Source organism: Pseudomonas sp. E141 (genome assembly GCF_052659885.1).
On the sequence record NZ_CP084024.1, the window covers coordinates 1131079 to 1140941 of the forward strand.

Sequence of the window (9863 nt, forward strand, 5' to 3'; positions counted from 1 at the left end):
GGAGCGAGCCTGCTCGCGATAGCGGTGGGTCAACTTGCATAAGTGTTGACTGACCCACCTCAATCGCGAGCAGGCTCGCTCCCACAGGATCAGGGTGTCTGGGAAATCGATAGCCAAACAACAATCTGTTCGATAAACGAACACTCAGTCGATTATCGGATTGTTTGGCTGTCACCCCGAGCTTAATCTTCAGTCACTCCGGCGCTTAACCTCGCGCCTTTTTCTTCATCTTGGTCTACTGAAAAACGGGAGCCTGCCCCATGGCTGAAATCCTTTCGCTGCACGACGCAGTGAAGCAATTCGTCAATGACGGCGATACCGTCGCGCTCGAAGGCTTCACTCACCTGATTCCGACGGCGGCGGGTCATGAAATCATTCGCCAGGGCAAGAAAGACCTGACCCTGGTGCGGATGACGCCCGACCTGATCTACGACCAGTTGATCGGCGCCGGTTGTGCTCGCAAGCTGATTTTCTCCTGGGGCGGCAATCCTGGGGTGGGCTCCCTGCACCGGCTGCGCGATGCCGTGGAAAAACAATGGCCGCAGCCGCTGGAGATCGAAGAGCACAGCCACGCCGACCTGGCCAATGCCTACGTCGCCGGGGCCTCGGGCCTGCCATTCGCGGTGCTGCGGGCCTACGCCGGCTCCGACCTGCCAAAGGTCAATCCGTTGATCAAAACCGTGACCTGCCCCTTCACCGGGGAAGTGCTGGCCGCCGTGCCATCCGTGCGTCCGGACATTACAGTGATCCACGCTCAAAAAGCCGACCGCAAGGGCAACGTCCTGTTGTGGGGCATTCTCGGCGTGCAGAAAGAAGCCGCCCTGGCCGCCAAGCGCTGCATCGTCACCGTGGAAGAAATTGTCGATGACCTCAACGCACCGATGAACGCCTGCGTGCTGCCGACCTGGGCGCTGAGCGCGGTGTGCCACGTACCGGGCGGCGCTCATCCGTCCTACGCGCATGGCTACACCGAACGTGACAACCGCTTCTACCAGGCTTGGGATCCGATCGCCCGGGACCGTGAGACCTTTACCGCATGGATCAATGAATACATCCACGCAACGAAAGATTTCAGTGAATTCCAGGCCCGACTGGCTGCCACTTCGCAGGTGAAATAATGACGTACTCCACCAATGAAATGATGACCGTCGCCGCAGCCCGTCGATTGCAGAACAAGGCTGTGTGCTTCGTGGGCATCGGCCTGCCATCGAAGGCAGCCAACCTGGCGCGGCTGACCTCGTCGCCGGATGTCGTGCTGATCTACGAGTCCGGTCCGATCGGGGCCAAACCCAGCGTATTGCCACTGTCTATCGGTGATGGTGAGCTGGCTGAAACCGCGGACACTGTCGTGCCGACCGGTGAGATTTTTCGCTACTGGTTGCAGGGCGGACGCATCGACGTCGGCTTTCTCGGTGCAGCTCAGGTCGACCGGTTCGGCAACATCAACACCACGGTGGTGGGCGACTACCATCAACCGAAAGTCCGCTTGCCGGGCGCCGGTGGTGCACCGGAAATCGCCGGTTCGGCCAAGAGCGTGCTGATCATCCTCAAGCAGTCGGCGCGCTCGTTCGTCGACAAGCTGGATTTCATCACCTCGGTCGGTCACGGCGAGGGCGGGGATTCGCGTAAACGCCTGGGCCTGCCGGGCGCAGGTCCGGTCGGTATCATCACCGACTTGTGCATCATGGAGCCGGAAGCCGGCAGCCATGAGTTCGTGGTCACTGCGCTGCACCCCGGCGTGACCCGCGAGCAAGTCGTTGCCGCCACCGGTTGGGCGATTCGTTTTGCCGACCAGGTGCAAACCACCGCCGAGCCGACCGAAACAGAGCTGCGCGCACTGCGCGACCTGGAAGCTCGCACTGCCGCGGCCCACGGCCAGGCACCGGGAGAAGCGTGATGCGCGACGTTTATATCTGTGATGCGATTCGAACCCCCATCGGTCGCTTCGGTGGCGGTTTGGCCGCGGTGCGCGCCGATGACCTGGCCGCCGTGCCGATCAAGGCGCTGATGGAACGCAACCCATCGGTGGACTGGACTGCCGTGGACGAAGTGTTTCTCGGTTGTGCCAACCAGGCCGGGGAAGACAACCGCAACGTGGCGCGCATGGCGCTGCTGCTGGCTGGCCTGCCGCAGAGCATTCCCGGCGTAACCCTCAACCGCCTCTGCGCCTCGGGCATGGACGCCGTCGGCACGGCGTTCCGCGCCATTGCCAGCGGCGAAATGGAATTGGCCATCGCCGGCGGCGTGGAGTCGATGTCCCGCGCACCGTTCGTGATGGGCAAGGCCGATGCCGCGTTCTCCCGCAACATGAAACTGGAAGACACCACCATCGGCTGGCGCTTCATCAACCCGTTGATGAAAGCCCAGTACGGTGTGGACGCGATGCCCCAGACCGCCGATAACGTGGCCGATGAATACGCAGTGTCCCGCGCTGACCAGGATGCTTTCGCCTTGCGCAGCCAACAGCGCACGGCAGCAGCCCAGGCCGCAGGGTATTTCGCCGAGGAAATCGTCCCGGTGCGCGTAGCCCACAAGAAAGGCGAAACCGTGGTCGAGCAGGACGAGCATCCTCGCGCCGACACCACGCTGGAGACCTTGAGCAAACTCAAGCCGGTCAACGGTCCGGACAAAACCGTCACGGCCGGCAACGCCTCGGGCGTGAATGATGGCGCGGCGGCTATGATCCTGGCTTCGGCCGAAGCGGTGAAGAAACACGGGCTGACGCCTCGGGGTAAAGTGTTGGGCATGGCCAGTGCCGGCGTGGCTCCACGGGTGATGGGCATCGGCCCGGTGCCCGCGGTGCGCAAACTCACTGAGCGCCTGGGCCTGGCGGTCGCAGACTTTGATGTGATCGAACTCAACGAAGCCTTCGCCAGCCAGGGCCTGGCGGTGCTGCGCGATCTGGGTCTGGCGGACGACGCGCCGCAGGTGAACCCCAATGGCGGCGCCATCGCCCTCGGTCATCCGCTGGGTATGAGCGGAGCACGGCTGGTGCTGACGGCGTTGCATCATCTGGAAAAGACCGGCGGCAAGAAAGGCCTGGCGACCATGTGTGTCGGCGTCGGCCAGGGTCTGGCGTTGGCAATCGAACGCGTCTGACACGTCGTTCCACTAATAAGAAACCGAGGAATGCTTCATGACTGACAAGCCTGGTTATCGTCGCCCCCAAGCGGGCACCCAACCGGAGTACCTGCACCCGCCGTACCAGTCCACCAACCTGCGCTCGCCTTCAAAGCCGTTGGTGTACCTGCCTCATTCGCTGTCGGAAATTACCGGTCCGACCGTAGGTGCCGATCGCCTGCAGGAGAAGGACAACGACCTGACTGCCCAGCATGCCGGCGAGCCACTGGGGGAGCGAATCATCATTCACGGGCGCGTGCTGGATGAGCATGGCCAACCCGTGCCTGGCATCCTGGTGGAGATCTGGCAGGCCAACGCCGCCGGTCGTTACAACCATGACCGCGACCTGCACGACGCACCGCTGGACCCGAACTTCACCGGCACCGGTCGCACCGTCACCGACGCCGATGGCTGGTACCAGTTCCAGACCATCAAGCCCGGCGCCTACCCGTGGGGCAACCATCACAATGCCTGGCGCCCGGCGCATATCCATTTCTCACTGTTCGGCCCGAGCATCCTGACGCGGCTGGTGACGCAGATGTATTTCCCCGGCGACCCGCTGCTGGCCTACGATCCGATCTACAACTGCGTGCCGGACACCAGCGCCAAGGAACGTCTGATCGCCCGTTTCGACCTGGAAAAAACCATTCCTCACTACGCCCTCGGTTATCGCTGGGACATCGTATTGCGCGGCCGCGATGCCACGCCGATGGAGAAATAAGATGACGCTCACTGCCACCACCTCCCACACCGTTGGTCCTTACTACCACATCGGCCTGACCTGGCTGAACCGCGAAGACCTGACCGTTGCCCAAACCCTCGGCCAGCGCGTGGCGATCACCGGGCAGGTGATCGACGGCAACGGCGAATTCGTCAATGACGCGATGCTGGAAGTCTGGCAGGCCAACGCCGCCGGCAAATATGCACACCCGGAAGACGACCAGGACAAGCCCCTGGACCCGAATTTCGAAGGCTTTGGCCGGGTGCCGGTGGATGCCGAAGGGCGTTTTCGTTTCACCACCATCAAGCCGGGCTCCGTGCCGGGCCTTGGCGGCACGACCCAGGCGCCGCACCTTGTAGTGCTGGTGTTCGCCCGCGGTCTGGTCAAGCATTTGCTGACGCGAATCTACTTCGATGGCGAGCAGGCCAACGAAACCGACCCGCTGCTGGCCTGCGTGCCCGAGGAACGTCGCGCCACTATCGTGAGCAAGCCCGATGCTTCGGGCGTGTATCAGTGGAACGTGGTTTTGCAGGGGACGGATGCCGAGACGGTGTTCTTCGACTACTGATTGAAACCCGTGTGGCGAATGCTCTTGGCCCAGCCCTGTAACAACGGTGGGGCGTGGGTTGTACAAAATACTGATGACCCTGTTCCACCCGAAGGCGTAGGGTTGGCCTGCGCGGGTGATGAATAGGATGTGCGACAACCCACGTATTTACGTTGCAGCTTTTGACCCAACCGCGTCAGGCCGGCAGACCTGCACACCCAAGGACTTTTTATGAGCGAACGACCGGGTAATCAGCTCTTTGATGCCTACTTCACCACCCGCCACATGCGCGAGGTGTTTTGTGATGCGGGCCGGGTGCAGGCCATGCTCGATGTCGAGGCGGCGCTGGCCCGGGCGGAAGCGAAGGTGGGCTTGATCCCTGTCAGTGCAGTGGCTCCGATCGAGAAGGCCTGTGACGCGCAGTTGTACGATTTTTCGGCGTTGAGCGAGGCGATTGCCACGGCGGGTAATTCGGCGATTCCACTGGTCAAGGCCCTCGGCAAGCGCATTGCCGCGCAAGACGCCGAGGCTGAGCGCTACGTGCACCTGGGGGCTACCAGTCAGGACGTGATGGACAGTGGGTTGGTGCTGCAACTGCGCCAGGCATTGGGTTTGATCGAAGGCGAACTGGCGCAACTGGCCACGATTCTCGCCCGCCAAGCCGAACGCTACGCCGCCACGCCATTGGCCGGGCGCACTTGGTTGCAACACGCAACACCGGTGACCCTGGGCATGAAAATCGCCGGTTGGCTGGGAGCCATCACCCGTAGCCGCCAGCGCCTGAATGAGCTCAAGCCGCGCTTGCTGGTGTTGCAGTTCGGTGGTGCCTCCGGAACGCTTGCCGCACTGGGTGAGCAGGCCTTGCCCATCGCCGAAGCCCTGGCCGCCGAGCTGCAACTGAGCTTGCCGGAGCAGCCGTGGCACACCCAACGCGATCGCCTGGTTGAGTTCGGTTCGGTACTGGGGTTGATCGCCGGCAGCCTGGGCAAACTGGGCCGCGACATCAGCTTGTTGATGCAGACCGAGGCCGGTGAAGCGTTCGAACCCTCGGCGCCGGGCAAGGGCGGTTCGTCCACCATGCCGCACAAACGTAACCCGGTGGGCGCGGCGGTGCTGATCGGTGCGGCGACCCGAGTCCCTGGCCTGTTGTCGACGCTGTTCAGCGCCATGCCCCAGGAGCACGAACGCAGCCTGGGCCTGTGGCACGCCGAATGGGAAACCTTGCCGGAGATCTGCTGCCTGGTGTCCGGCGCCCTGCAACAGGCGCGGCTGCTGGCCGAAGGTCTGGAAGTGGACGCGGCACGCATGGCTCGCAATCTGGAACTGACCCAAGGGCTGGTGCTGGCCGAGGCGGTGAGCATCGTCCTGGCCCAGCGGGTCGGACGCGACACCGCGCATCATCTGTTGGAGCAATGTTGCAAACGCGCCGTGGCGGAGCAGCGTCATTTGCGGGGCGTGTTGGGGGACGAGCCCCAAGTCACTGCGCGGTTGTCTGCCGCTGAGCTGGATCATTTGCTCGACCCCGCCCACTACCTCGGCCAAGCCCAGACCTGGGTCGCGCGCGCGGTGGCTGAACACCTTGCCTTGAACGCCTGAAAGGAGACTGTTGTGGGATTCGTCAAACTCGCCGAAGGCGAACTGAACTATTGCTTCGATGGGCCGCAAGATGCCCCGGTGCTGGTGCTCTCCAACTCCCTGGGCACCGACCTGCACATGTGGGACGAGCAGATCGCCGCCTTCAGTGAACACTTTCGCGTGCTGCGTTTCGACACGCGCGGGCACGGTCAATCATTGGTGACTGAAGGGCCGTACAGCATCGAACAACTGGGCCGCGACGTGCTGGCGATGCTCGATCAGCTGAACATCGACAAGGTGCATTTCTGTGGGTTGTCCATGGGCGGATTGATCGGCCAATGGCTGGGGATCAATGCCGGTGAGCGGCTGCACAAACTGGTGGTGTGCAACACCGCCGCCAAGATCGGCGACCCATCCGTATGGGACCCGCGGATCGAAACCGTACTGCGTGATGGCAAGGCGGCGATGGTCGCGCTGCGGGATGCCTCGATTGCTCGTTGGTTCACGCCGGACTTTGCCCAGGCTCATCCAGAGAAGGTCAGGAGAATCACCGACATGCTTGCTGCCACTTCGCCCCAGGGCTACGCGGCTAACTGCGCGGCGGTGCGCGATGCCGATTTCCGCGAGCAGTTGTCGTCGATTCGCGTGCCGCTGCTGGTGGTCGCCGGCACCGAAGATGCCGTGACCCCACCGTCGGGCGGGCACTTTATCCAGGAGCGGGTCAACGGCGCCGAATACGCCGAATTCCATGCCGCGCATCTGTCCAACGTCCAGGCCGGCGCTGCGTTCAGCGAACGGGTGCTGGCTTTCCTGCTGGATTCCAGTCGTTCTTGAGGGAGTATTCTGTGGACGAGAAACAACGTTACGACGAAGGCATGCAAGTACGCCGCGCGGTGCTGGGCGATGCCCACGTCGACCGCAGCCTGAATGCCTTGACCGAGTTCAACAGCGAATTCCAGGAGATGATCACCCGTCATGCCTGGGGCGACATATGGACCCGCCCCGGCCTGCCGCGCCACACCCGCAGCCTGATCACCATCGCCATGCTGATCGGCATGAACCGCAGCGAAGAACTCAAACTGCACTTGCGCGCTGCTGCCAATAATGGTGTGAGCCGCAGCGAGATCAAGGAAGTGATCATGCAGAGTGCTATCTATTGCGGCATCCCTGCGGCCAACGCCACCTTCCACCTGGCCGAGTCGGTGTGGGATGAACTGGGTGTCGAGTCCCGGACTTAAGCATCACCCTAACCCTGTGGGAGCGAGCTTGCTCGCGATAGCGGTGGGTCAGTTTGCATCGATGGTGAATGTGATGACGCCATCGCGAGCAGGCTCGCTCCCACACTGGATCTTCAGTGAACACAAATTTTATGCTCGACACTGATCCCTTTGTGGGAGCGAGCCTGCTCGCGAAAGCGGTGGGTCAGCTTGCATCGATGTTGAATGTGATGACGCCATCGCGAGCAGGCTCGCTCCCACACTGGATCTTCAGTGATCACAAAATTTTTTGCTCGACACTGATCCCCTTGTGGGAGCGAGCCTGCTCGCGAAAGCGGTGGGTCAGCTTGCATCGATGTTGAATGTGATGACGCCATCGCGAGCAGGCTCGCTCCCACACTGGATCTTCTGTGAACACAAATTTTTTGCTCGACACTGATCCCCCTGTGGGAGCGAGCCTGCTCGCGATGATGCCGGTACAGCCTCCACCCATGTTTGGCTTTTACAACAAGCTGATCGGATAGCTGACGATCAGCCGGTTCTCATCGAACTCATTGGTGCTGTAATCCCGACGCATCGTCGAATTACGCCATTTCACATTGAGGCTCTTCAACGCACCGCTCTGTACGGTGTAGGCCAGTTCGCTTTCGCGACCCCATTCCTTACCGTCGGTGATGGTGCCTGTGTGTACGTTGTCACCGCTGATGTAGCGGTTCATCAGGGTCAGGCCCGGTACGCCGACGGCGGCAAAGTTGAAGTCGTGGCGCACTTGCCAGGATTTTTCCTGGGCGTTGTCGTAGCTGGAGTTGTAGCTGTCGTTGGCCAGGGTGCCGCCGCTGGTGCCGTTGACGCGCATCCAGCCATCGTCGCCGCTGAGTTTTTGCAGGCCGACGTAGAAGGTGTTGCCACCGTATTTGGCCGAGAGCATGGCGAAGGCGGTCTTGTTGTCCAGGTCGCCCGCCAGGGCACTGCCTTCTTCCTTGCCGATGAAGTAGCCCAGGTTGGCGCCCAGGGTCCAGTCACCGATGGGCTGGCTGTGGGTCAGGTTGAAATATTTTTGCTGGTAGATGTCCGAGAGTTCCGCGTACCAGACGCCGACCTGAGTGCGCTTGTCGTTGAAGGCGTATTCGCCGCCGCCGAAATTGAAGCGGTCGGACGTGAACGCGCCGCGGCCGTTCATCGACATGTCTTCCATGCTCGCGTCGTTACGCGGGCTGTTGGCGCGGAACTGGCCGCCGTACAGGCTCAGGCCGTTGATCTCGGTGGAAGTGACCTGACCACCGCGGAAAGTCTGCGGCAGGGAGCGACCGTCGTCAGAGCGCAGGATCGGCAGCACCGGCATCCATTCGCCCACTTTCAGCTCAGTTTTCGACACCTTGGCCTTGAGTGCGACACCCAGGCGACCAAAGTCATCGGCCGGACGGCCATCGTCATGCACCGGCAACAAGGCGGTATTGGCAGTGCCGCGACCACCGTCGAGCTTGAGCGAGTACATGCCCAGCACGTCCATACCGAAACCGACTGTGCCCTGGGTGAAGCCGGACTTAGCGTCGAGAATGAAACTCTGGGTCCATTCCTCGGCTTTGCCTTGGGCGTTAGCCGGGTTGGTGAAGTTGCGGTTGATGTAGAAGTTGCGCAGGTTGAGATTGACCTTGGCGTCCTCGACAAAACCCGACTCTGCGGCCAGGACGGGCAGGGTGGCGCCAGACAGGGCGATAGCGATAAGACTGGGGAATAAATGCTGTGTAGGTTTCATGGGCATGTCTCTAGTTTTTGTGGGCAAAGCGGGTCGCTGCCGCAACCTTGGGTTGCAGTCGGCACTGTGGAGCTGGACGGTAAGGCGATCGAAGGATCAGCCGGATGAGGCGGGGTCTATGGGCATGGCATCGAACCTGTTGTTATTGGTTTTGTGCGAGCGATGGTGAAGGGCCGGCTGGGATCGGTTCAATTGCCGTTTGCGGGTTTTGGGCGATTATCGAACGGCAAAAACTGATTGGATCTCTGTGGGAGTGAGCCTGCTCGCGATGGCGGCCTGACAGCCGGCCAGGGTTTTGTTGATTGCGTACATATCCGTTTCTGCGGTAACGGCCGCTTATGGTTTCGCTTTTACAGCGACTCACTTTCGAAAATCCGGAAGCCGGCCCAGGCGAAAGTAAGCAAAGCGCTTTTGCCCCACCACTCGGCACCTCGCTTAGGCTCGGTGTGCCCTCACTCCGGCATTGCTCCGTGGGCCCACTGCGCAACGCTGCGTTCGGCCAGCGTGGTTAACGGGGCGCCCGAGATCAAAATCAAAAGCGAGGCGGCCTAGTAGCCGACCTGGCTCTCCCGGTCGTACGCCGATCCCATTGTGAGAGCGAGCCCGCTCGCGAAGGCTGTATGACAGCCGACCTGTCTCTCCGGCCATACCCCGATCCAACTGTGGGAGCGAGCTTGCTCGCGATGGCGGAGGGACAGTTTGCGGTGGTGTTGGATGTGCTGGCGTCATCGCGAACAAGCTCGCTCCCACAGGTTTTTGTATCGTGTGCGAATGTTGTGAACACCCGCAAACCTATGTGGGAGCGAGCCTGCTCGCGATAGCGTAGGGTCAGTTTGCGGCGATGTTGGATGTGCTGGCCTCTTCGCGAGCAAGCTCGCTCCCACAGTAGGAACGCGATCACCAAAAAATCAGGTCGGCTATCAGGCC

9 protein-coding genes are annotated in these 9863 nt (G+C 61.6%); 8 read left to right on the forward strand and 1 reads right to left on the reverse strand.

The genetic code is table 11. The features are described 5' to 3' along the window. Positions 1-260: 260 nt before the first annotated feature. From GKKCFE_RS05120 to pcaC, 8 genes are all read left to right on the forward strand, one after another. Positions 261-1118 carry a CoA transferase subunit A gene (locus tag GKKCFE_RS05120; protein ID WP_047228315.1) on the forward strand — a complete coding sequence of 286 codons (858 nt, stop codon included), beginning with the start codon at positions 261-263 and terminating at the stop codon, positions 1116-1118. Beyond that, positions 1115-1897, forward strand: a complete 783-nt coding sequence (locus GKKCFE_RS05125) for a CoA-transferase subunit beta (protein ID WP_178129663.1) — start codon at positions 1115-1117, stop codon at positions 1895-1897. Before GKKCFE_RS05120 ends, GKKCFE_RS05125 begins: the two co-directional genes overlap by 4 nt. Continuing rightward, a complete protein-coding gene (gene pcaF, locus GKKCFE_RS05130) occupies positions 1894-3099 on the forward strand; it encodes a 3-oxoadipyl-CoA thiolase (RefSeq protein WP_445577553.1) in 1206 nt (401 codons plus the stop codon). Before GKKCFE_RS05125 ends, pcaF begins: the two co-directional genes overlap by 4 nt. Before the next feature lie 37 nt (positions 3100-3136). Continuing rightward, the gene (gene pcaH, locus GKKCFE_RS05135) at positions 3137-3841 is read left to right on the forward strand and encodes a protocatechuate 3,4-dioxygenase subunit beta (RefSeq protein WP_076386020.1); all 705 of its coding nucleotides are present in this window, start codon (positions 3137-3139) and stop codon (positions 3839-3841) included. Position 3842: 1 nt separating this feature from the next. After that, positions 3843-4409, forward strand: a complete 567-nt coding sequence (gene pcaG, locus GKKCFE_RS05140; RefSeq protein WP_047228311.1) for a protocatechuate 3,4-dioxygenase subunit alpha — start codon at positions 3843-3845, stop codon at positions 4407-4409. Positions 4410-4619: 210 nt separating this feature from the next. Next, on the forward strand, positions 4620-5984 hold the full coding sequence (locus GKKCFE_RS05145; protein ID WP_445577554.1) for a 3-carboxy-cis,cis-muconate cycloisomerase: 1365 nt from the start codon (positions 4620-4622) through the stop codon (positions 5982-5984). Between the two features lie 12 nt (positions 5985-5996). Further along, positions 5997-6797, forward strand: coding sequence for a 3-oxoadipate enol-lactonase (pcaD, locus tag GKKCFE_RS05150; protein ID WP_445577555.1), 801 nt, complete (start codon positions 5997-5999; stop codon positions 6795-6797). An 11-nt stretch (positions 6798-6808) separates the two neighbouring features. Further along, positions 6809-7201 (forward strand): 4-carboxymuconolactone decarboxylase, encoded by a 393-nt coding sequence (gene pcaC / locus GKKCFE_RS05155; protein ID WP_139050959.1) that lies wholly within the window; start codon positions 6809-6811, stop codon positions 7199-7201. 481 nt (positions 7202-7682) lie between these two features. Here the strand turns inward: pcaC and GKKCFE_RS05160 are convergent, their stop codons facing one another. Next, complete coding sequence (locus GKKCFE_RS05160; protein WP_076386014.1) at positions 7683-8936, reverse strand: OprD family porin; 1254 nt, start codon at positions 8934-8936, stop codon at positions 7683-7685. Positions 8937-9863 lie beyond the last annotated feature (927 nt).

Bases quoted from the DNA above. Each gene is read 5' to 3' on its own strand.
- GKKCFE_RS05120 (WP_047228315.1), top strand. From the start codon at position 261: ATGGCTGAAATCCTTTCGCTGCACGACGCAGTGAAGCAATTCGTCAAT.
- pcaH (WP_076386020.1), top strand. From the start codon at position 3,137: ATGACTGACAAGCCTGGTTATCGTCGCCCCCAAGCGGGCACCCAACCG.
- pcaG (WP_047228311.1), top strand. From the start codon at position 3,843: ATGACGCTCACTGCCACCACCTCCCACACCGTTGGTCCTTACTACCAC.
- GKKCFE_RS05145 (WP_445577554.1), top strand. From the start codon at position 4,620: ATGAGCGAACGACCGGGTAATCAGCTCTTTGATGCCTACTTCACCACC.
- GKKCFE_RS05160 (WP_076386014.1), bottom strand. From the start codon at position 8,936: ATGAAACCTACACAGCATTTATTCCCCAGTCTTATCGCTATCGCCCTG.